The organism is Paraburkholderia sp. EB58 (genome assembly GCF_050436665.1).
GTDB lineage: Bacteria > Pseudomonadota > Gammaproteobacteria > Burkholderiales > Burkholderiaceae > Paraburkholderia.
The window spans coordinates 38,217-58,353 of record NZ_JBNDMQ010000029.1 but is presented as its reverse complement, the minus strand read 5'-3'; the positions used below and the strand labels follow the sequence as shown (position 1 = coordinate 58,353).

Here is a 20,137-nt window from a genome sequence, read left to right as displayed (position 1 = left end):
GGGGCGGGCGGCAGGGTTTGCCGCCACGCGCATGTGACGTAGATAACGTAGGCAAAAGCTACGAATTCGGCAAAGAACGACGATATAACTGAGGAGTGGTTCGATGAGCAAGACGAAAGGATGGTCCCGTATGGCCGGCTGGTCCGCCGCGTTGGCGGCCTGCGCGCTGTTGCTCGGCGCATGCAGCTCGATCCGGCAGACCGGCATGCCGGCTTTGACGTCGCAGGATTCCGTTGCGGTGGTGTCGCTGGCGAACTTCACCGAGACGCCGGCCGCTGGCGGCAGCGCCTCTGCGATCGCCGCCAACGTGTTGCGCGCGAACGGCTTCGCGGATGTACGCCTGGCACCGGTCGACGGCGCGAACACCGCCATGTTCGACACCGCGCAGCGCGACACCGGCGAGAAGCAACTGGGCTGGGCGCGCGATCAGCACATCAAGTACGTGCTGACCGGTGCGGTCGAAGAGTGGCGCTACAAGGTCGGTGTCGACGGCGAGCCGGTGGCTGGCCTCACGTTCGAACTGATCGATGTCGCATCGGGCCAGGTCGTGTGGAGTGCTACCGGTACGCGCAGTGGCTGGAGCCGCTCGAGCCTGTCGAATGTGGCCAACACGCTGATTGGTGGCCTGCTCGCTCCGCTGCACGCCCGTTCGTGAGCGATGGCGCGCCGTCATCTGCAATCCGCTCCGTCATGAGGTACAGGCCGTGAATACCGCTACCGCGCAATCCGGCGCTACCGCGTCGAAACCGCGTCATTCGAATCCGTTTGGCAATCTCAGCGCCATGCGGCGTCTGGTGGCGCCTGCCGCCACCAGACCCTTCGCTATCGTCGAAACGGTCGTCTTCATGCTCGTCGTGCTCGGGCTGTGTTGGGCGCTCGACCGTGCGGATCCGTTGCTGTTGAATTCGGGTTTTCCGTGGCTGTGGTTCGCGCCGTTCATTATCGGGTTGCGTTATGGCACGCTGCTCGGTCTGCTCGCGAGCGCGATGGTGGTGGGCGCGTGGTATCTGCTCGGCGCAAGCCACGGGCAGGCGTGGCCACTGATGTTCTTCACCGGCGGCCTGCTGCAGACCATCGTCGCGGGTCACTTCGGCGACACGTGGGGCAATCGCGCCGCCCGGGCTTCGACGATCAACGACTATCTGAACGACCGCCTCGTGGCGATCACCAACAGCCACTATCTGATGCGCCTGTCGCATGAGCGGCTGGAGAAGGATCTGTTGTCGAAGCCGACCACGCTGCGCGATTCGATTACCGAGTTGCGGCGCCTGTCGGTGCTGGGAGAGAGCGTGAGCCCGGACACCTCCGGGACGCAGGGGAGTGTGGCGGCACAGGCCGCGCCATCCGCACCATTGCGGGCCTTGCCGGGCGCGCATGGCCTGCTCGAATTCGTGGCCCAGGTATGCCAGATTGAAGTCGCGGCGCTGTTCCCTGTGCTTCACGGCCGGGTCGGCACGCAGGCCGCGGCGCGCGTGGGCGATGACTTCGCGCTCGCGCCAGACGACGAACTGGTCACTCACGCGATGAGCACGATGAGCGTTGCTCACCTGAAAAGCGAAGACATTCCCGCCGCCCAGTCGCAGTACCTCGTGTGCGCGCCGCTGGTGAGCGCAGACGGTCAGTTGCTGGCAGTGCTGGTGATCAAGCGCATGCCGTTCCTGTCGCTGAACTTCGATAACCTGCAACTGCTGCTGGTGCTGCTCGGCTATTACGCGGACGGCGTGGAGCACTCGAGCCTCGTGGAGGGCATCCTCAACGTGGTGCCTGGCTGTCCGTACGACTTTGCGCTCGACCTTGGACGCCTCACGCGTCTGCAGCGCGACGCCGGTATTGCTTCGTCGATGGTCGCGCTGGCGTTCCCGCGCGACGAAGCGGGCGACTCGCTGTTCGCACATGTGATTCGCCGCCGCCGTGCGCTCGATTTGATGTGGCCGGTGCAAACGGCGTCGCAATCGGTGCTGGTCAATCTGATGCCGGCAACCGACACGACCGGCATCGACGGTTTCCTTGCCCGTATCGAAACCAGCCTCTCGGCCCAGTTCAATCTGGATCTGGAGAGTGCCCGCGTCGGCGTTCATACGCTGCACCTGGGCGCCATGGAGCCGGGTCCGGCGTTGCAGCGTCTTCTGAAGCGAAGCGGCCTCGATGTCTAAGCTCATCTCCGCCCTCGTCAACGTGCTGCTGTTCGCGGGCTACGTGCTGGTGGAGTACGTAGCGTACGAGAGCTCCCTGCATGCGCCAGCCGGCATCGATCCGCTGCTCGCCGGCTTTGTCGTTCAGGCGCTGGTGGCGATCGTGCAGGCGCTGCTGTTGCGCCAGATGCTGCCGTCGCGCTACCGCGAACCGCGTCTCTGGACGCTGCTCTTGCTGTGGGTGCTGTGTACGTTCGTGCCGCTGGGCGCCGGCTTTGTTCTGCTGGCGAGCTGCATCTGGGCAGCGTGGTGGCCAGGCACGAGAGACAGCGATCAACTGGCCGACGTGCCGCGTCCCGAGTTCGTCACCTACCTCGTCTCGCGTGTTTCGCACGGCGGCGGCGCCCGTCTGCAGGCGCGCCTCGTCAACACGCAGGTCTCGTCCACCGACCGGCTCACCGCACTCGTCGCGATCCAGAGCATGCCTACCCGCACCACGGGCACCCTGTTGCGCGACCTGCTGGCCGATCCGATCGAGGACGTGCGTCTGATCGCCTACGGCACGCTCGACCAGGCCGAGAACGAGATCATGCAAAAGATCTTCACGACCGGTAAAGCGCTGGAGCAGGCGAAGGACGACGGCGAGCGGCATGCGATCAACCGGCGTCTCGCTGAACTGTATTTCGAACTGGTCTATCAGAACCTCGTGCAGGGCGCGGTGTATCGCCATACGCTCGAACAGGCCGACCGCTACGCACGCGCCGCGCTTGCGATCGACGAGAAGGACGCGGCGCTTTGGCTGATTCGCGGCCGCCTCGCGCTGGCTGAGGGCAAGCCCGATGAAGCTGGCGAGTACATGGAACGCGCCCTCGAACTGGGCTTTCCGCGCGAACGGCTGATTCCGTGGCTCGCCGAAGTGGCGTTCCTGCGCGGCGAGTACGCCCAGACCGGCCAATGGCTCGCGACGCTCGGCAATGCCGCGGCGCTGCCGACGCTCAAACCTGTTGTGACTTACTGGTCATCATGAAAGAGTCCCTGATGCGGCGCGCCGCCGATGCCGATGTCTGCCTGCTGCTGGAAGGCACCTTTCCGTTTGTGCGCGGCGGGGTGTCGAGCTGGGTCAATGAAATGCTGAAAGCGTATCCGCAGACGCGCTTTGCGATCGTCTTTATCGGCAGCCGCGAGCAGGACTACAACGGCGCGGCCTACGCGTTGCCCGATAACGTCGTGCACTTCGAGACGCATTACCTGTACGAGCGGGCGGCGGCAGACGCACAGCGGCCTCGCGAGATCGAAGGCGATGCGGCGGCGTTTGCGAAGTCGGCCGAACTGCACGCCGCGTTGCGCGGCGTGCGCGGCGCAGACGTTGGGGCGTTGATGGCCGAGATGGTGCCGACGCTCGGCGAACACGGTGCGCTCAACGAGGCGCAGTTTCTGGCAAGCCGCCAGTCGTGGGAGTTCATTGTCGAGCAGTACGACAAATACTGTACTGACCCATCGTTTACCGACTACTTCTGGACCGTGCGCATCATGCACAAGCCGCTGTGGCAGTTGGCGAACGTCGCCGAAAAACTGATCCCGGCGCGCGTTTATCACACGATTTCGACGGGGTACGCGGGTTTTCTGGGCGCGCTCCTGCACTACCGTACCGGGCGCCCGCTGCTGATTTCCGAGCACGGCATCTATACGAAAGAACGCAAGATCGACCTGTTGCAAAGCCAGTGGATTCGCGACAACCGCGGCGCGTTCGAGCGCGACATTTCGCGCATCAGCTATTTTCGCGAGCTGTGGGTGCGTTTTTTCGAAGCGATCGGCAAGCTTGCGTACGACGCCGCCGATGAGATCGTGGCGTTGTACGAGGCGAACCGCCAGCGCCAGGTCGCCGACGGCGCCGCCGCCGAGCGTACGCGCAGCATCCCGAACGGCGTCGACGTGGATGGCCTCGCGCCGCTCGTCGCGCAACGGGTCGAAGGGCGGCACCGGGTGGTGGCGCTGATTGGCCGCGTCGTGCCTATCAAGGACATCAAGACGTTTATCCGCGCCATGTTCGTGGCTTCGCGCAGCATGCCCGATATTGAAGGCTGGATCATCGGGCCGGAAGAAGAGGACCCGGCTTACGCGCTCGAGTGCCGCGCACTGGTGGAGAGCCTGGGGCTCGCCGAGAACGTGAAATTCCTCGGTTTTCAGCGCATCGACGCGGTGCTGCCGAAGATCGACGTGATTGCGCTAACCTCGATTAGCGAGGCGCTGCCGCTGGTCGTGCTGGAAGGTTTCGCGGCCGGCATTCCGTCCATTACGACGGATGTGGGCGCGTGCCGCCAGATGATCGAAGGTTTCAGCGACGAGGACCGTGCGCTTGGTAGCGCGGGCTCAGTCGTGCAGATTGCCAATCCGGCGGCGTTCGCGCAAGCCGTGGTGGCGCTGCTGAACGACGACACTCGCTGGCAGGCCGCGCAGCAGGCCGGACTCGAGCGCGTGCGCCGCTACTATACGAAAGCGCAGATGACCGACAGTTACCAGGCCCTGTACAACCAGCTCGCAGCCGCGCCCGACGCTCAGCAACGCAAGCGCGGTGGCGCCGCCGGTGTCTGTCCGGTAAATCACGGTGCGCCAGCCGGAGCGCCTGCCGCTCAAACCGGGGAGACACGCTAATGGCCGGGATTGGTTTCGAACTACGCAAGATCCTCAAGCACCAGACGCTGTTCGGCGTCGCCCGTGCGTATGCGTACGCGGGCCTGATCAGTTCGGGGCCGCTGATTCTGTCGATCTTCGGCATCCTGATCATCGGCGTGATGAGCCTCGCGTTCGTGATACCGAAGTACGCGATCGTGCAGTTTCAGGTGTCGGTCACGTACCTGATCTCGCTTAGCCTGATCCTGACCGGACCGCTGCAGCTGTCGTTCACGCGCTTCATCTCCGACCGCCTGTTCGAAAAGCGCGACGATCTGGTGCTGTCCAACTACAACGGCGTCGTGCTCGTCAGCACGATTGCCTCCGGACTGGTCGGTGTGGTTGCGATGTCGCTGGGGTTCAGGAGCGAACCTTTGGCCTATCGCGTGTTGATGGTGGCGGGGTTCGTGGTGGTCAGCAACATCTGGATCGCCGTGATCTTTCTCTCGAGCGTCAAGCAGTACCGGCAGATCCTGTTTGTGTTTCTGATCGGCTACGGCTGCACGGTTACGTTTGCCCTGATGCTCAACCGGCATGGTCTGCCGGGGCTGCTCGGCGGTTTCGTAGCGGGGCATCTGATATTGCTTGGCGGCCTGTCCGGATTGATTTACAGCAACTACCGCAGCGGCCGTCTGATCTCGTTCGAGGTGTTCGACAGGCGCTTCGCTTATCCGACGCTCGCGCTGGTGGGGCTGTTTTTCAATCTCGGCGTGTGGCTCGACAAGTTCATGTTCTGGTACGCGCCTGGCACTGGCGCGCCGGTCATCGGACCGCTGCATGCTTCGGTGATCTACGACATCCCCGTGTTCATCGCTTATGTGTGCGTGATGCCCGGCATGGCGACGTTTCTGGTGCGCATCGAGGCGGATTTCGTCGAGTATTACGACGCCTTCTACGATGCTGTGCGCAGCGGCGCGACGCTGCGCCACATCAACGATATGCGCGACATGATGGTCGGCAGCGTGCGCGCGGGCCTGTATGAAATCATCAAGATTCAGGTCGTCGCGCTGCTGCTGATTGTCGCCTTCGGCCAGAACATCCTGGAGGCGCTGCATATTTCGCCGCTCTATATGCCGCTCCTGACCGTCGACGTGATTGCGGCCAGCCTGCAGGTGGTACTGCTGGGTCTCCTGAACGTGTTCTTCTATCTGGACGCGCGGCGCACGGTGTTGAGGCTATGCGTTGCTTTCGTGGTGCTCAACGGCGTGCTCACGTGGATCACGCTGCAGATGAGCCCCAATGCCTATGGTTATGGCTTCGCGCTGGCGCTGCTGATTCTGGTGGTCGGCGCCGTGCTGACGCTGGACCGCAAGTTCGCCAAGCTCGAATACGAAACCTACATGCTGCATAACTAACTGATCACGTAGGATGCGGATGTTCATGGTGCGCGCGCTGTGCCGCTTTGCTGCCTGGGTAGCCTGCTTCGGCACGGCTGCCGGGATGGTGCCGCTCGCGCAGGCCCAGACGGCGGCCGATGCGGCCAGCAATGCCGCCAGTGCAACGAATGCTTCCGCGCAGCCTTCCGTGGCGTTCTTCTATGGCGGGCAGGTGCCGGTTGCGGCCTTGTCCGAGTTCGATGCGGTAGTGGTCGAACCGGATAGCGGCTTCGACCCAGAGGCTCAACACGGCGGCCACACCGCCTGGTTCGCGTATGTCAGCGTCGGCGAAGTGACGCCGCAACGCCCGTATTACGCGGCGATGCCGAAGGAGTGGCTCGTCGGACACAACGCTGCGTGGGAGTCGAAGGTCGTCGATCAGGACGCTCCCGGCTGGCCGGCGTTTTACGTGAAGCAGGTGATTGCCCCGCTGTGGCGCAAAGGCTATCGCGGCTTCTTTCTCGACACGCTCGATTCGTATCAGTTGATCGCCAAAACCGACGCGGACCGCCAGCGCCAGCAGGCGGGACTGGTGGCGGTGATTCGCGCGATCAAGGCGCGCTATCCGCGCGCGATGCTCATGTTCAACCGGGGCTTCGAGATCCTGCCGCAGGTGCACGAACTGGTGTACGCGGTGGCGTTCGAATCGCTCTATAGCGGCTGGGACCAGGCGAAGCAAAGCTATACACAGGTGCCGCTGGCGGATCGCGACTGGCTGCTCGGGCAAGCCAGAATCATCCGTGAACAGTACCGCTTGCCGGTGATCTCGATCGACTACTGTGCGCCGGGCGATGAGCAGTGCGCGCGCGATACGGTGCAGAAGATCTGCAAGGATGGGCTGGTGCCGTACGTGACGGACGGCGCGTTGCAAACCGTTGGGGTAGGGCGCGCAGAGAGATGACCCTGTCAACGTCCCGAAACGGGTGGCCTTTGCTCGCCAGCCTCGGGCGCGGGATGCAGATCGAGCCGCCGGCCGGCTTTGAGCAATTGGCTCGGCACATCGTGGCCGATCAGCCCCGGCAAGTGCGCGGACGCTTCCAGCGCCCGGGTCAAATCAACCCCCGTGTCGTAGCCATTCAACTCCAGCATATGCACGAGCTCTTCCGTGCAGACGTTGCCGCTCGCGCCGGGCGCGTAGGGACAGCCGCCGAGACCGCCGAGCGAGGCGTCGAAGCGGTCGATGCCCGCGTCCAGCGCCGCCATCGTATTGGCGAGCGCCATGCCGCGCGTGTTGTGAAAGTGCAAAGTGGTTTCGAGTCTGGCGAACTGGTCGCGCGTGCGTTGCGCCAGTTGCCGTACCTGGTTCGGATAGGCCATGCCGGTCGTGTCGCACAGCGTGACACCATGCACGCCAAGCTCCGCGAAACGCCCAACCCAGCCGAGGATTTCGTCTTCGGGGACATCGCCCTCCATCGGGCAACCGAAAGCGGTCGACAGCGACACGTTGATCGCCACCCGGGTTTTGCTGACCACCTCGATCACATCGCGCAGTTGTGCGAACGATTCTTCGCGGCTCATGCGTAGATTGGCGCGGTTGTGGGTTTCGCTGACCGACATAACGAGGTTGACCTCATCGACATCGCACGACAGCGCGCGTTCGGCGCCGCGCACGTTCGGCACCAGCACAGTGTAGACGACGCCCGGTGCGCGCACGATGCGGTGCATCACGGCTTCCGCATCGCGCAGCGCCGGAATCGCACGCGGCGAGGTGAACGAGGTGACTTCTATCTTGGCGAAGCCGCAGGCGCTCAGACGGTCGATCAGGGCAACCTTATCGTCGGTTTCGACGAAGCGGGCTTCGTTCTGGAAGCCGTCGCGGGTGGCGACTTCCTGGATATAGAGGCGAGGGCGGATGGCGCTCATTGTTGGACTCCTGAAGGTATCGGTTAGATGACGCCGCGCTCGCGCAGGGCGGCACGTTGGGCATCATCGAGGCCGAGCGAGGCGAGCACTTCATCCGTGTGTTCGCCAAGCGCCGGAGCGCGTGAGCGCACCGTGCCGGGCGTGGCATTGAGTTTGGGCAGCACGCCCGGCAGTTGCACCGGCGTGCCGTCGTCGAGCGTGCTGTCGAGGATCATGTCGCGGGCGCGGTAATGCGGGTCGGTGGCGATATCGGCGACGTCGTAGATCTTGCCGGCCGGAATCCGCGCTTCGTTCAGGCGGGCCAGCACGTCATCGAGCGAGTGCTGCGCGGTCCACGCGCCGATGGCGGCGTCGAGCCGTTCGACGTTCGCCACGCGGCCGTCGTTTTGCGCGAGCGCCGGGTCGGCGGCGAGATCGGGGCGCTCGATCACCTCCATCAGGCGGCGGAAGATGCTGTCGCCATTGCCCGCAATCAATGCGAATTTGCCATCCCGGCAGCGATAGGCGTTGGAGGGCGCGATGCCCGGCAGGCTGCTGCCCGCCGCCTGGCGCACAGCGCCGAACACCGAGTATTCGGGCAACAGGCTTTCCATCATGTTGAAGACCGACTCGTACAGCGCGACGTCGATCATCTGGCCTTCGCCGCCTTGCTGGTCGCGATGGCGCAGTGCAAGCAGAATGCCGATCACGCCATGCAAGGCCGCCAGCGAATCGCCGATCGATACGCCCACCCGCACGGGGGTGCGGGTGGGTTCGCCGGTCAGATGACGCAGCCCGCCCATTGCCTCGCCGATCACGCCGAAGCCGGGCAGGTCGCGATAGGGGCCGGTCTGGCCGTAGCCCGACACGCGCAGCATCACGAGCTTGGGGTTCAGTTCATGCAGGGTGTCCCAGCCGAGACCCCAGCCTTCGAGCGCGCCGGGGCGGAAGTTTTCGATCATGACATCGGCTTCGGCTGCGAGGCGCCGTGCGATTGCCTGACCCTCAGGGTCGCGCAGGTCGAGCGTCACCGAGCGCTTGTTGCGCGACTGCGAGGCCCACCAGACCGAGGTGCCCTCGTGCAGCATGCGCCATTTGCGCAGCGGATCGCCCGTGCCGGGCGGTTCGACCTTGATGACGTCGGCGCCGAATTCGGCGAGCAGGCGGCTCGCGAACGGGCCGGCAATCAGTTGTCCGAGTTCGAGGACGCGGATCCCGTCGAGCGGTCCAGCCATGCTTCGTCTCCATCCAGTGTGTGCCGTTGAACAGGATAGTGACGCAGCGCGGCGGCGTTGGGAATGTCGGAATGTTCACGGACCCTTTCCTCGCGAGAAAGGGCGAAGCGGGGCGACGCTCAGTCTGCCGCAGGCACGCCCGCCATGAATTCGAACAGCTTTGCCGCTTCCGGCGTGAGCGCCTCTGCGTCCTTCGCGCCAATCCACAACGTGCGTTCGGCCCAGGCGTCCGTCAATTGCACCGCGCGCAGGCCTGCGGCGAGGATTTCCGGGCGCAGGGCCGTCGCGGGCAGCATGCCGATGCCGAGGCCCGCTTCAATCATCCGACAGATGCCGTCGAAACTGCGCATCTGGATGCGCAGCCGCAACGGACGCTCGGCGGCGAGGGCGGCGTCCATCATGCGCAGCAGCAGCGAACTGCCGCTGGCCAGGGCGACATAGTCGTAGTCGAGCGTGTCGGCAAAGGCGATCTGCTTCATGTCGGCTAGCGCATGACCCGCGGGGACGAGTAGAACCAGCCGGTCGCGCCGGTACAGGCGTTTGTCCACCATCGGCGCGGGCACGTTGTCCGCGAATACACCCAGATCGGCGCGGCCCGCGCCGAGCGCCTCGATCACTTCGCCGCTCAGGCGCTCCTCGAGCGAGATCCTAACGCTGGGGTTGTCGGCCAGAAAGCGCTGCAGGTCGGTGGGCAGGAATTGCACGATGGCCGAGGTGTTGGCCCAGATCCGCACGTGGCCGCGCACGCCGACCGCGAAGTCGCTCATTTCGCTCGCCATCCGGTTGACCTGGTCGAGCACCTGCAGCGCGTGGGTCAGGAGTCCCTGGCCAGCCGGCGTGAGTTCGACGCCGCGTGGATGGCGCACCAGCAGCGCGCAATCTGTGGCCCGTTCGAGGTCGGCGATGCGTTTGCTGATCGCGGAGATCGTCATGTGGCTGCGCTCAGCCGCACGGGTCAGGCTGCCGGTTTCGGCGACCGTCAGAAAGACGCGCAGAGAGTGCAGATCGAAGTGCGTCGGATTGACCATGAGGGCGGGCAATGAAAAAAAGCGGGACGGAAGCCCGATTTTACGGCTTCCGTCCCGCTTTTGGCCCTGTCTATCGCTCCCGAGGGCCTTTGCTTATTGGTGTGGTTAGCGTAACTGTGTAACGGCGAGCAGCAGGACCATGCTGCCGATGGCGCCGTCCAGCACGCGCCAGGCCGTTGCGCGGCGAAACAGCGGGGCCAGCATTCGGGCACCGTAGCCGAGGCCGACGAACCACACCGCGCTGACCGCCATTGCACCGAGCGCGAATGCGACCCGGCCGCTCAGCGCTTCACGGGCGCCCGCGGTGCCGATCAGCAGAAAGGTGTCGAGATACACGTGCGGGTTGAGCCACGTGAAGGCGAGCGTCATCAGGATGATAGGCATGGCGCGTTGGGCAGACGACGCGGGTGCGGTGGAGGCGGGGTTGCCCGAGGCCGCGTCGCCCGGCGCGTTGACATCCAGCACCGCATGGCCGGGCCGTACCGCGCGGCGCAGCGCATTGAAGCCAAACCACGCGAGGTAGGCAAGCCCAACGTACAGCATGGTGTGGACGAACACCGGATAGCGCTCCACCAGCACTGAGGCGCCGCCGACGCCCGCCGCGATCAGGATGAAATCCGATAACGTGCAGAGCAGCACGATTTTGCCGATGTGCGAGCGCATGATGCCTTGCCGCAGAACGAAGGCGTTTTGCGCACCGATGGTCACGATCAACGACGCGCACAGCGCCGCTCCGTGGGAGAAAGCGAGCCAATCCATAAGAGATCCAGTAGACGGTTGAGACGAATTAGCGCTAGTCTGCGGTTTTGCGTCTCGTAAGAGAAGCTAATTCACTTAATGCCGATTAAGGAACGCTAATGCTGGACTACGCTTTGCTGGATGCGCTTGCTGCAGTAGTGCGCCACGGATCGTTCGATCGCGCGGCGAGCGAGCTGAATGTGACGCCGTCCGCGGTGTCGCAGCGCGTGAAGCTGCTGGAGGAGCGGGTGGGCAGCGTGCTTGTTAAACGGGGGCAGCCATGTGTGGCGACCACGTCCGGCGCGCTGCTATGCCGGCATACGGAGCGGGTGCAGTTGCTCGAATCGGAGCTGACTGGCCGCTTGCCTGCGTTGCCGGGGGCGCTGGTCGAGTCGTGGCCGACCTTGCGCGTGGCGGTCAACGATGACAGCGTGGGCACGTGGTTTATCGATGCGGTCGCCGGCTTTTGTGTCGAGCGGGAGATGCTGCTTGATCTCGTGATCGACGATCAGGACCACACCGCGCAGCGGATCCGCGACGGCAGCGTGCAGGGCGCGGTCACCACGCAGGCCGAGCCGGTGCAGGGCTGCCGCTCGGTTCGGCTCGGTCGGATGCGTTATCTGGCGGTGTGCGCGCCGGGGTTTTATGAGCGTTACTTTTCCGAGGGCGTGACGCGCGAGTCGTTGCGGAATACGCCGTGTGTCGACTTCAATCCGAAGGATCAGTTGCAGAAGCGTTTTATGCGGCGGATTACGCGAGCGGAGGTTGATCCGCCGTTGCATTGGATTCCGCATGTCGCGGGTTTTTTACGGGCCTGCGTCACGGGGATGGGGTGGGGCCTGTGTCCGGAACGGATGATCACGCCGCATCTCGAGAGCGGTGAACTGGTGGATATGGCGCCGGGGAAGCCGATCGACGTGGATCTTTACTGGCAGAGCTGGCGGTTGTCGATTGGGTGGCTCGATGACTTCGGTATCGAGTTGAGGAAGCGGGCGGCGGAGCTTCTGGATTGAGGGGCGATGCGTTGCGAACCTACAGCAGCAACTCAATCGAATGAAACAACCTGCGCTGCTCCGGATCTTTCGAGCGCGCCCCCTCATCGATCACTTCCCGCAGGCACTCAAGAAAGCACGCCGCAGCAGGGCTCGTCGGCGCACCACGCCGTGACGTAATACTGACGATGGTCTCATCCACCGTCTCGCGCAGCGGCAGTGCCCACAGATTCTCCTTCGCACTGCTGACTTCAACCAGCGGCCACGGAAAGATGCTCAGCATGTCCGTATGCGCGAGCAAGCCCAGCACGATCGCCAGCGAGTGCGCGAGGTGAATCGTATGCGGCACCTTCATGCCGCGTTGTCGAAAGAGATTGTCCGCAATCGACTCGCGGCTCGCCGGGTCCCAGTTGAGCACCCACTCGGCGTCCTCGAGTTCCAGCAAGGTCCGGCACCCGGCCTTCGGATGATCGCGCCGTGCGACCACGGCCGAATGCGTGGAAAACAGCGGGACGTTATGAAACTCCGATTGCGGCGAAGCGGGCGGCGGCCGTCCAATCGAAAAGTCCAGGCTGCCGTCGCGCAGGCGCGGTTGCACGACACCCAGCAGCCCTTCAAAAAACTCCAGCTGTACCTCGGGCATGCGCTGACGGAAGCGCTGCACCGTCTGCGGCAAAAACGTCAGCGCGATCCATGGCGTGACGCCGATCGACAATTTCCCCGCTGCCGCCCCGCGCATTGATTCGATTTCCGCCTCGGCCCTTTGCAGTTGCCCGAGCACCAGCCGCGCGTGGACCACGAGCGCGCGGCCGAACTCGGTAAACGCGACACCGCTCGCGCTGCGGATCACGAGCGGCGCCTGCAGATCGGCCTCCAGTTCGCGCACCGCCTTGGTCACGGCAGCGGGCGAGAGGCCCATCGTACGCGCTGCCGCCCGGATACTGCCGGTATCCGCGATCGCCGCCAAGGTATTGAGCTGATGGAGTTTCATCGGATCTAAACAGGGAGGGGGTGGCAACCTGTGGTTGCCGTCGTGACGATTCTACGCCTGCCCGTCAAAAATCACGATGGCTATGCTGGCCTCACGCATTCACTGATTCACAGACGGAGACAGCTACGTGAACACCATGGCCATCCCGGCGGGCATCGCCGATCTCGAAGACGAAATGATCGCTCTGCGCCACCGTATCCACGCCCACCCGGAACTGGCGTACGAAGAATTCGCCACCGCCGACCTCGTGGCCGAGCGTCTGCAGGAATGGGGCTACACGGTGACACGCGGGCTCGGGAAAACCGGTGTGATCGGCCAGTTGAAAGTGGGCAACGGCACGAAGCGCCTCGGCTTGCGCGCGGACATGGACGCCTTGCCGATCCACGAACAGACCGGCCTGCCGTATGCCAGCACGCTCCCCGGCAAGATGCACGCGTGCGGTCACGACGGCCATACCGCGATGCTGCTCGCGGCGGCCAAGCATCTGGCCCGCACTAAGTCCTTCGACGGCACACTGAATCTGATTTTCCAGCCGGCTGAAGAGGGCCAGGCCGGCGCGAAGAAAATGCTCGAAGACGGCCTGTTCGATGCGTTCCCGTGCGATGCAGTGTTCGCCATGCACAACATGCCCGGCCATCCAACCGGCAAATTCGGCTTTCTGCCAGGCTCGTTCATGGCGTCGTCGGATACGGTGATCGTCAAGGTGACCGGGCGCGGCGGCCATGGCGCAGTGCCGCACAAGGCGGTCGATCCGGTGGTTGTCTGTGCGCAGATCGTGCTTGCGTTGCAGACCATCGTCTCGCGCAACATCGCCCCGCTCGACATGGCGATCGTCACTGTCGGCGCAATTCACGCCGGTGAAGCGCCGAACGTGATTCCCGAAAGCGCGGAAATGCGTTTGTCGGTGCGCGCGCTCAAGCCCGAGGTTCGCGACTATCTGCAAACGCGCATCACCGAGGTCGTGCAGGCGCAGGCAGCTGTGTATGGCGCACGCGCCGAAGTGGATTATCAGCGCCGTTACCCGGTGCTCGTCAACGATGCCGCCATGACGGACTTTGCGCAGCAGGTGGCGCTCGATTGGCTCGGCGAGGCTGGCCTGATTCCCAATATGCAGCCGCTTACGGGCAGCGAGGACTTCGCTTTCCTGCTCGAACGTTGCGCGGGCAGCTATCTGATCATCGGCAATGGCGACGGCGAGGGCGGCTGCATGGTGCACAACCCCGGCTATGACTTCAATGACGATTGCCTCGCCACCGGTGCGGCGTATTGGGTGCGATTGACCGAGTCGTTTCTTGCTTGAGGTTTGATCGAGCAGCAAGCTACCCACGCAGCAGCAGGACACCTGGGAGGAGACCCCACATGGACTATTCCGCCGCACCGCACCCGCAATCCAATGCGCAAGAACTGACTCACGACGGCCTGACGTATGACACATCGGCCGGTCGTGGACTGCCCGGCGATGTGCCCGCAACGGCGCGGTCCCACGGACGCGTGGGCCATGCAAAAGCCATCGCCGCGATCACGCTGGGCAACGGCCTCGAGTTCTTCGATTTCACCATCTACAGCTTCTTCGCCACGATCATCGGCAAACTTTATTTCCCGGTCGAAGGGCAACTCGCGCAACTGATGCTGGCCGCCGGAACGTTCGGCGTGGGCTTTATCATGCGACCGGTCGGCGGCGTCATTCTCGGCGCCTATGCGGACCGCGCCGGCCGCAAGGCGGCGATGAGTCTCACGCTGTGGATGATGACGCTCGGCTCGGCAATCATCGCCTTCGCGCCCACGTATGCGGCAATTGGCGTGGCGGCGCCGCTGCTGGTCATTCTCGCGCGGCTGATTCAAGGCTTTGCGTTGGGTGGCGAGATCGGCGCCTCCACTTCGCTGCTGATGGAATACGGCAGTGACAAAACGCGCGGTTTCTACGGCAGCTGGCAGTTCGTGAGCCAAGGCTTGAATACCGTCTGCGGGTCGTTGCTTGGGGTCGCGTTGGCGGCAAGCCTGTCGACGCCTGCGCTGGAAAGCTGGGGGTGGCGTGTACCGTTCGTAATCGGCATGGCCATGGGTCCGATCGGCGTCTATATTCGCCGTCATCTGGACGAAACGCTGCCTGTTGCGGTGCAGAGTAAAAGCGATACGGAGGACGACACAGGTCACTCACGCGGCGCGGACCGCACGGGCGCTGCATCGTCCGTCGCAGTGCACACGCAGCCGGTGCGCGAGATTTTTCGCGGCCACCTCGGCGTGATCGCTACGGGCGTCGTGACGACCATCGGCGGCACGGCGGCGAACTACATCGTGCTGTTCTATCTCTCGACATACGCGATCCGCATCATGCATCTGCCGATGTCGCTCGCGCTGTGGGCCTCATGGACCGCAGCATTCGTCACCGTGATCCTGTCGCCGTTCGCCGGCGCGCTGTCGGACCGCGTGGGCCGCAAGCGCGTACTGTGGATCTCGCGGGTGCTGTTGATCGCCGCCGTGTATCCGGCGTTCATGCTGATCAATGCCTCGCCTACGGTCCCCGTGTTGCTGGCGGTCGTCGCCGTGCTTGCGGTGCTGGTGACTTTTACTGCCGTGCCGAACATCGTGATGTTGCCGGAGATGTTTCCGCGCGAGATGCGTGCGACCGGGATGTCGATCGTGTATTGCCTCGGTGTGTCGATCTTCGGCGGCTTCGCGCAATTCTTCGCGACGTGGCTGATCCAGTTGACGGGCAGTACGCTGGCGCCGGCCTGGTATCTGATCGGTTGCGGGGTGGTGTCGTTGCTGCCGCTGCCGTTCATGCGCGAAACGGCGGGGCGGCCGATTGATTAGAAGTTAGCGCGCGCACAAAGAAAAGGCCGGTGTCGCTCACGCAACACCGGCCTTTCGCTACCAATCGACCTGATTCCAAGAAACTACCTCGCCTCCGGCACCCCCTCCGCCTGCGGCACAGTCTCACTCTCGCGCGTCTCCGGCATCGCCGCCCACACCAGCAGCACAGCCAGCGCGCCTGCCGCCGCGAGACCGAAGAAGCTAACCGTATTGCTAAAGCGATCCGCAATAAATCCCGCCGCCGCCGTACTCAAGGTCGCGCCGATCCCGGCCGCAAGACCGAACAGACCAATACACAGGTTGTAGCGCCCCTTGCCGCCGGCCACATCCGCGGCGATCAGCGGCAGCATGACCCCGAACACCGCGGCGCTCAACCCGTCGAGCATCTGCACCGGCACCAGCAGATAAGGGCTGCTGATCCCGGCAAACAGCAGCGCGCGAAGCGGCAACGCGGAAAAGCCGAACAGCAGGATAGGGCGGCGCCCCCAGCGTTGCGCGGAGCGTCCCACCCACGGCGACATCATTGCCACGATCGCTTGCGGCACGATGATGCAGGCCGCAATCACGAGCTGCACGTTATCGCCCATGCCGGCCGTCACTTCACCGGCAGCCAGGTTCAGCATCGCGGCGTTCGACAGGTGGAACAGCACGATACAGGCAGCAAAGATCAGCATGCGCTTGTCGCGCAGCAGCTCGCGCAGGCTTTCGCGTTTTTCGCTCTCATCCGGGGTGGGCTTGGCCTGAGGCAGCGGCTCAAGCGTGCCGGTGTTCTGCACCATGCTTAGCGCGATCAGCGCGGGCATGGCGAGTGCAGCGGTCAGCCAGAACACGGCGCGCGACGAGAAGTACTCGCCGAACAACCCCATCAACCCGGCCGCGATCGCGCTGCCGATCGACGCCCAGCGTGCATTGCGCCCAAGCCGGTCGCCGAGGTTCTGACGTCCCACCAGCGCGAACGAGATGGCCGCCATCGCCGGCACCAGCATGCAACTGGCAAAGCCGTGGAAAACCTCGGCGGCGATCACAGGCAGCACGGTCGGGCTGCTGGCGAGCAGCACCGCGGAGAGGATGATCGCGAAGATCGCCCAGGCCGCGGCGCCTTTCTTGTTGCGCATGGCGTCGACGGCAGCGCCTGCGGGCACCTGGCTCACCATCGCGCTGATCGTGCCGACGGATAGCGCCATGCCGATCTCGCCCTGGGTCCATTTGTGCGACGCCAGGTAGGACGCGATGAACGGCCCGAAGCCAGTCTGCACGTTGGCGACGAAGAAGTTCATCCAGTCGAGCGCGCGCAGGCTGCGTGCATTAACCATAAGCCGGCCTGTCATCGAGCCGCCCGTGCGGTCGAAGCCGCCGCTGTAGATGACGCAGCCGCGGTGGGGGCGGGCGGGGGCGCGGGTGGCGCTGGCGACACGGCGCGGATTGGCTGGCCGGAGTCGTATGCGGGCGAAGCGGCGATCGCCGCGTCACTGAGATCCAGCAGCGGATAGAGCGCCTTGTCTTTAGTGCCGAAGTGCAAGGCCGACCAGTTCGCGGCAATCGTGCGCCGGTCGGTGCTCACCATGCCGCTGCTGACGTCGAGTACCACGGCTTGCGGCTGCGCATTGCTGTCAATCAGCACGTCGACCACCCGGCCTACTTTGCCGCCGTTAGGCCGCTCGACGGTGGCATCGAGCAGCGGCAAGCGCGTGGCCGTCGCGGTGCCGGCTGCCGCCGCTGCCGCTTTCGAGCGGTCGGCGGGCGGCACCTGGCCAGGCGCCAGATTGAGCGTGATGGTGGCCGCTTTGGCGTTCGGCGCGAAGCGAAACACGTTCCACGGGAAGTTGACCTTGCGGTCGCCGACCCCAAGGAAGCCCTGCAGGTTGACGACCATTTCGATCGGCTTGCCGCTCGCGTCGGTCACGAGATCGACGGCGCGTCCCACCACTTTGCCGTCGGGCTTCTGCACTTCGGCGTCGAGCAGCCCGTGGGCCTGGTTGCGGTCAATCAGCCGCGTCACGATGAGCGGCGCAGGCGCGGGCGGCGGCGGTGGCGGCGGCGCGGGCGGCGGAGGCGGTTCCTCGGGCTTGCGGGGCGGCGCAGGCGGGCGTTTGGGTTTCGGCGGCGCTTCGGGTTTGGTGGTTTCCGTCTGCACAGTCGTCTCAGGCGGTCCGGCTACAAGCGTGGAGCCGTCGGGCGAGACGAGGACCGGCACGGCCTCGGTGATCGGCGCCTGCTGCGGTCCGCGCAACAAACTGCAACCCGACAGGGCCATAGCCGCAAGGACGAGAAGGATCGGATAACGGCAAGCTGGACGTAGAAAACCGCCACTCATCAAGAAGGACTCCATGGGCGAGAGCGGAGGGTGCGATTGGCTTGCCGCACCCGCGGCTGCTGCAATTGAAACGGCGTATGCGTCAGAGTTTAACCCGCGGCGCGCTGCGTTCCGGCCCGGATAAGCACGAAAACAGCAGACCAGGGGACCTTGTGCGGCGTGAGCAGGTTCGCGGAGCGCGTTCAGACGAACAGCACGCGTGCGAAAGGCGCGTGACAGACGGTAGGTGTAAACACGCGGCCTGAACCCGCATGCGACCGTGCCTTAAACGATATAAGCATCGCGACATGACCGGCATGCCATTCATGCGATGGGAGACATATTTGTATTCGCCTACATTTCGGGACAGCAACTGACGAACGGTGCTGACGCGGGTTGTGCCCCACAGGTTTCAACCCGACACGTAGGTGCCCGATTGTAAGGGATGTCGGGAATCTTCGGACGAAAGCGGACCGGCCTGAAACACAGACTGTCCGTCTGGACGAACGTTCAAACCTTGCCCACCACATTACATAAACGCAACGAGACGAACCTGATGACAGCCGGTGCCCCGGCTGTTTCAGCATGCTGATAAAGGAGGCACTCATCATGATGGAACCCACCGCCCAGCCGATTTCTGAAGTCGGCGTCGAAACCTTCGATTCAAAGGGCTTTCTCGACCGGTACTTCGAAATCTCCTCGCGCGGCAGTTCGCAGCGTCAGGAAATCATCGCCGGCGTCACCACGTTTCTGGCGATGGTCTATTCAGTCTTCGTCGTGCCGGGCATGTTCGGCAAGGCAGGCTTCGACACCAGCGCGGTCTTTGTGGCCGTGTGCCTGACCACCGCCTTCGGCTCGCTGCTGATGGGCGTCTGGGCCAAGCTGCCAATCGCGATCGGCTGCGCGATCTCGCTCACTGCCTTCACCGCCTTTGGCCTCGTACTTGGCAAGGGCCTGCATCCGACGGTTGCGCTCGGCGCCGTGTTCCTGATGGGGATCGTCTTCACCGGCATTTCGGTGACGGGCGTGCGCTCGTGGATCCTGCGCAACCTGCCGTCGGGCGTGGCGCACGGCACGGGGATCGGCATTGGCCTGTTCCTGCTGCTGATCGCGGCAAATGACGTCGGCCTCGTGGTCAAGAATCCGGGCGCTGGCCTGCCGGTTTCGCTCGGCAATATCACGGCGCTGCCGGCGCTGATGTCGGTGGTCGGGTTGGCTGCGATCTTCGGTCTGGTGCGCCGTCGCGTGCCGGGTTCGATCCTGATCGTGATCGTCGCGATCTCGGCCATCGGACTCCTGATCGATCCGGCCGTGTCGTATCACGGTGTGTTTGCATTGCCGTCGCTGAGCGCGCCGGGCCATGCGTCGCTGATCGGCGCCATGGACATCAAGGGTGCCTTGTCGCTGGCGGTGCTGCCTAGCGTGCTGGCCCTCGTGATGACGGCCGTGTTCGACGCGACCGGCACGATCCGCGCCGTCGCAGGGCAGGCCGGTCAACTCGACGCTAACGGCCGCATCATCAACGGCGGCCGCGCGCTGACGGCTGACTCGCTGAGCTCGATTTTCTCGGGCTTCCTCGGTGGTGCGCCAGCTGCTGCGTACATTGAATCGACGGTCGGCGTCGCGGCGGGTGCGAAGACGGGCATGGCGGCGGCCGTGGTCGGTCTGCTGTTCCTCGTGGTGATGTTCTTCTCGCCGCTCGCGGGCCTCGTGCCTTCCTATGCGACGGCTCCGGCGTTGATGTACGTCGGCCTGCTGATGCTCTCGAGCGTGAGCAAGCTGAATATGGACGACATGGTCGACGCGATGTCGGGTCTGGTGTGCGCGGTGTTCATCGTGCTGACCGCCAACATCGTGACGGGCATCATGCTCGGCTTCAGCACGCTGGTGATCGGCCGCATCGTGAGCGGCGAGTATCGCAAGCTGAACGTTGGGACGGTGGCGATTGCCATCGTGCTGGCCGCGTTCTATCTCGGCGGCTGGGCGATCTGATTTCGGCTGATGTGGTTGTCGCGGTTGCTGTAAT

General features: G+C 64.2%; 17 protein-coding genes. 10 read left to right on the top strand and 7 right to left on the bottom strand.

Going from position 1 to position 20,137, the window contains the following annotated elements; translation table 11 throughout:
- Positions 1-103: 103 nt before the first annotated feature.
- From P3T40_RS32265 to P3T40_RS32240, 6 genes are read left to right on the top strand one after another with little or no spacing between them, the layout of a single operon-like run.
- On the top strand, positions 104-655 hold the full coding sequence (locus P3T40_RS32265; protein WP_429271776.1) for a penicillin-binding protein activator LpoB: 552 nt from the start codon (positions 104-106) through the stop codon (positions 653-655).
- 49 nt (positions 656-704) lie between these two features.
- On the top strand, positions 705-2,153 hold the full coding sequence (locus P3T40_RS32260) for a PelD GGDEF domain-containing protein (protein WP_429271775.1): 1,449 nt from the start codon (positions 705-707) through the stop codon (positions 2,151-2,153).
- On the top strand, positions 2,146-3,159 hold the full coding sequence (locus tag P3T40_RS32255) for a tetratricopeptide repeat protein (protein WP_429271774.1): 1,014 nt from the start codon (positions 2,146-2,148) through the stop codon (positions 3,157-3,159). The genes P3T40_RS32260 and P3T40_RS32255 overlap by 8 nt, the downstream gene beginning before the upstream one ends.
- Positions 3,156-4,784 (top strand): GT4 family glycosyltransferase PelF, encoded by a 1,629-nt coding sequence (gene pelF, locus P3T40_RS32250; protein ID WP_429271773.1) that lies wholly within the window; start codon positions 3,156-3,158, stop codon positions 4,782-4,784. The genes P3T40_RS32255 and pelF overlap by 4 nt, the downstream gene beginning before the upstream one ends.
- A complete protein-coding gene (gene pelG / locus P3T40_RS32245) occupies positions 4,784-6,157 on the top strand; it encodes an exopolysaccharide Pel transporter PelG (RefSeq protein WP_429271772.1) in 1,374 nt (457 codons plus the stop codon). Before pelF ends, pelG begins: the two co-directional genes overlap by 1 nt.
- Before the next feature lie 19 nt (positions 6,158-6,176).
- Entirely contained in the window at positions 6,177-7,079 is a 903-nt protein-coding gene (locus tag P3T40_RS32240; protein ID WP_429271771.1) for an endo alpha-1,4 polygalactosaminidase, read from the top strand.
- 5 nt (positions 7,080-7,084) lie between these two features.
- Here the strand turns inward: P3T40_RS32240 and P3T40_RS32235 are convergent, their stop codons facing one another.
- The 4 genes from P3T40_RS32235 to P3T40_RS32220 form a co-directional block, all read right to left on the bottom strand.
- Positions 7,085-8,041 carry a hydroxymethylglutaryl-CoA lyase gene (locus P3T40_RS32235; protein WP_429271770.1) on the bottom strand — a complete coding sequence of 319 codons (957 nt, stop codon included), beginning with the start codon at positions 8,039-8,041 and terminating at the stop codon, positions 7,085-7,087.
- A gap of 23 nt (positions 8,042-8,064) precedes the next feature.
- On the bottom strand, positions 8,065-9,255 hold the full coding sequence (locus tag P3T40_RS32230) for a CaiB/BaiF CoA transferase family protein (protein WP_429271769.1): 1,191 nt from the start codon (positions 9,253-9,255) through the stop codon (positions 8,065-8,067).
- A gap of 119 nt (positions 9,256-9,374) precedes the next feature.
- Positions 9,375-10,283, bottom strand: a complete 909-nt coding sequence (locus tag P3T40_RS32225) for a LysR family transcriptional regulator (RefSeq protein WP_429271768.1) — start codon at positions 10,281-10,283, stop codon at positions 9,375-9,377.
- Positions 10,284-10,388: 105 nt separating this feature from the next.
- Positions 10,389-11,042 (bottom strand): LysE/ArgO family amino acid transporter, encoded by a 654-nt coding sequence (locus P3T40_RS32220; RefSeq protein ID WP_429271767.1) that lies wholly within the window; start codon positions 11,040-11,042, stop codon positions 10,389-10,391.
- 98 nt (positions 11,043-11,140) lie between these two features.
- Between P3T40_RS32220 and P3T40_RS32215 the strand changes: the two genes are divergently transcribed.
- Positions 11,141-12,034, top strand: a complete 894-nt coding sequence (locus P3T40_RS32215; RefSeq protein WP_429271766.1) for a LysR family transcriptional regulator ArgP — start codon at positions 11,141-11,143, stop codon at positions 12,032-12,034.
- 19 nt (positions 12,035-12,053) lie between these two features.
- On the opposite strand, the gene P3T40_RS32210 is transcribed toward P3T40_RS32215, so the two are convergent.
- Positions 12,054-13,004 carry a LysR substrate-binding domain-containing protein gene (locus tag P3T40_RS32210; protein WP_429271765.1) on the bottom strand — a complete coding sequence of 317 codons (951 nt, stop codon included), beginning with the start codon at positions 13,002-13,004 and terminating at the stop codon, positions 12,054-12,056.
- A gap of 127 nt (positions 13,005-13,131) precedes the next feature.
- On the opposite strand from P3T40_RS32210, the gene P3T40_RS32205 reads away from it, so the two are divergent.
- Positions 13,132-14,304, top strand: a complete 1,173-nt coding sequence (locus P3T40_RS32205; RefSeq protein ID WP_429271764.1) for a M20 aminoacylase family protein — start codon at positions 13,132-13,134, stop codon at positions 14,302-14,304.
- Between the two features lie 59 nt (positions 14,305-14,363).
- Positions 14,364-15,818, top strand: coding sequence for an MFS transporter (locus P3T40_RS32200; RefSeq protein WP_429271763.1), 1,455 nt, complete (start codon positions 14,364-14,366; stop codon positions 15,816-15,818).
- A gap of 83 nt (positions 15,819-15,901) precedes the next feature.
- Here P3T40_RS32200 and P3T40_RS32195 read toward each other — a convergent pair whose 3' ends face one another.
- Both P3T40_RS32195 and P3T40_RS32190 read right to left on the bottom strand, forming a co-directional pair.
- Positions 15,902-17,146, bottom strand: coding sequence for an MFS transporter (locus P3T40_RS32195; protein WP_429271762.1), 1,245 nt, complete (start codon positions 17,144-17,146; stop codon positions 15,902-15,904).
- Positions 17,143-18,132, bottom strand: a complete 990-nt coding sequence (locus P3T40_RS32190; protein ID WP_429271761.1) for a PRC-barrel domain-containing protein — start codon at positions 18,130-18,132, stop codon at positions 17,143-17,145. Before P3T40_RS32190 ends, P3T40_RS32195 begins: the two co-directional genes overlap by 4 nt.
- Positions 18,133-18,720: 588 nt before the next feature.
- Here P3T40_RS32190 and P3T40_RS32185 point away from each other — a divergent pair.
- Positions 18,721-20,103 carry an NCS2 family permease gene (locus tag P3T40_RS32185; RefSeq protein WP_429271760.1) on the top strand — a complete coding sequence of 461 codons (1,383 nt, stop codon included), beginning with the start codon at positions 18,721-18,723 and terminating at the stop codon, positions 20,101-20,103.
- Positions 20,104-20,137 lie beyond the last annotated feature (34 nt).

Coding starts and splice junctions, on each gene's coding strand:
- P3T40_RS32265 (WP_429271776.1), top strand. CDS start 104: ATGAGCAAGACGAAAGGATGGTCCCGTATGGCCGGCTGGTCCGCCGCG.
- P3T40_RS32255 (WP_429271774.1), top strand. CDS start 2,146: ATGTCTAAGCTCATCTCCGCCCTCGTCAACGTGCTGCTGTTCGCGGGC.
- pelF (WP_429271773.1), top strand. CDS start 3,156: ATGAAAGAGTCCCTGATGCGGCGCGCCGCCGATGCCGATGTCTGCCTG.
- pelG (WP_429271772.1), top strand. CDS start 4,784: ATGGCCGGGATTGGTTTCGAACTACGCAAGATCCTCAAGCACCAGACG.
- P3T40_RS32240 (WP_429271771.1), top strand. CDS start 6,177: ATGTTCATGGTGCGCGCGCTGTGCCGCTTTGCTGCCTGGGTAGCCTGC.
- P3T40_RS32235 (WP_429271770.1), bottom strand. CDS start 8,041: ATGAGCGCCATCCGCCCTCGCCTCTATATCCAGGAAGTCGCCACCCGC.
- P3T40_RS32230 (WP_429271769.1), bottom strand. CDS start 9,255: ATGGCTGGACCGCTCGACGGGATCCGCGTCCTCGAACTCGGACAACTG.
- P3T40_RS32225 (WP_429271768.1), bottom strand. CDS start 10,283: ATGGTCAATCCGACGCACTTCGATCTGCACTCTCTGCGCGTCTTTCTG.
- P3T40_RS32220 (WP_429271767.1), bottom strand. CDS start 11,042: ATGGATTGGCTCGCTTTCTCCCACGGAGCGGCGCTGTGCGCGTCGTTG.
- P3T40_RS32215 (WP_429271766.1), top strand. CDS start 11,141: ATGCTGGACTACGCTTTGCTGGATGCGCTTGCTGCAGTAGTGCGCCAC.
- P3T40_RS32210 (WP_429271765.1), bottom strand. CDS start 13,004: ATGAAACTCCATCAGCTCAATACCTTGGCGGCGATCGCGGATACCGGC.
- P3T40_RS32200 (WP_429271763.1), top strand. CDS start 14,364: ATGGACTATTCCGCCGCACCGCACCCGCAATCCAATGCGCAAGAACTG.
- P3T40_RS32195 (WP_429271762.1), bottom strand. CDS start 17,146: ATGACAGGCCGGCTTATGGTTAATGCACGCAGCCTGCGCGCGCTCGAC.
- P3T40_RS32190 (WP_429271761.1), bottom strand. CDS start 18,132: ATGAGTGGCGGTTTTCTACGTCCAGCTTGCCGTTATCCGATCCTTCTC.
- P3T40_RS32185 (WP_429271760.1), top strand. CDS start 18,721: ATGATGGAACCCACCGCCCAGCCGATTTCTGAAGTCGGCGTCGAAACC.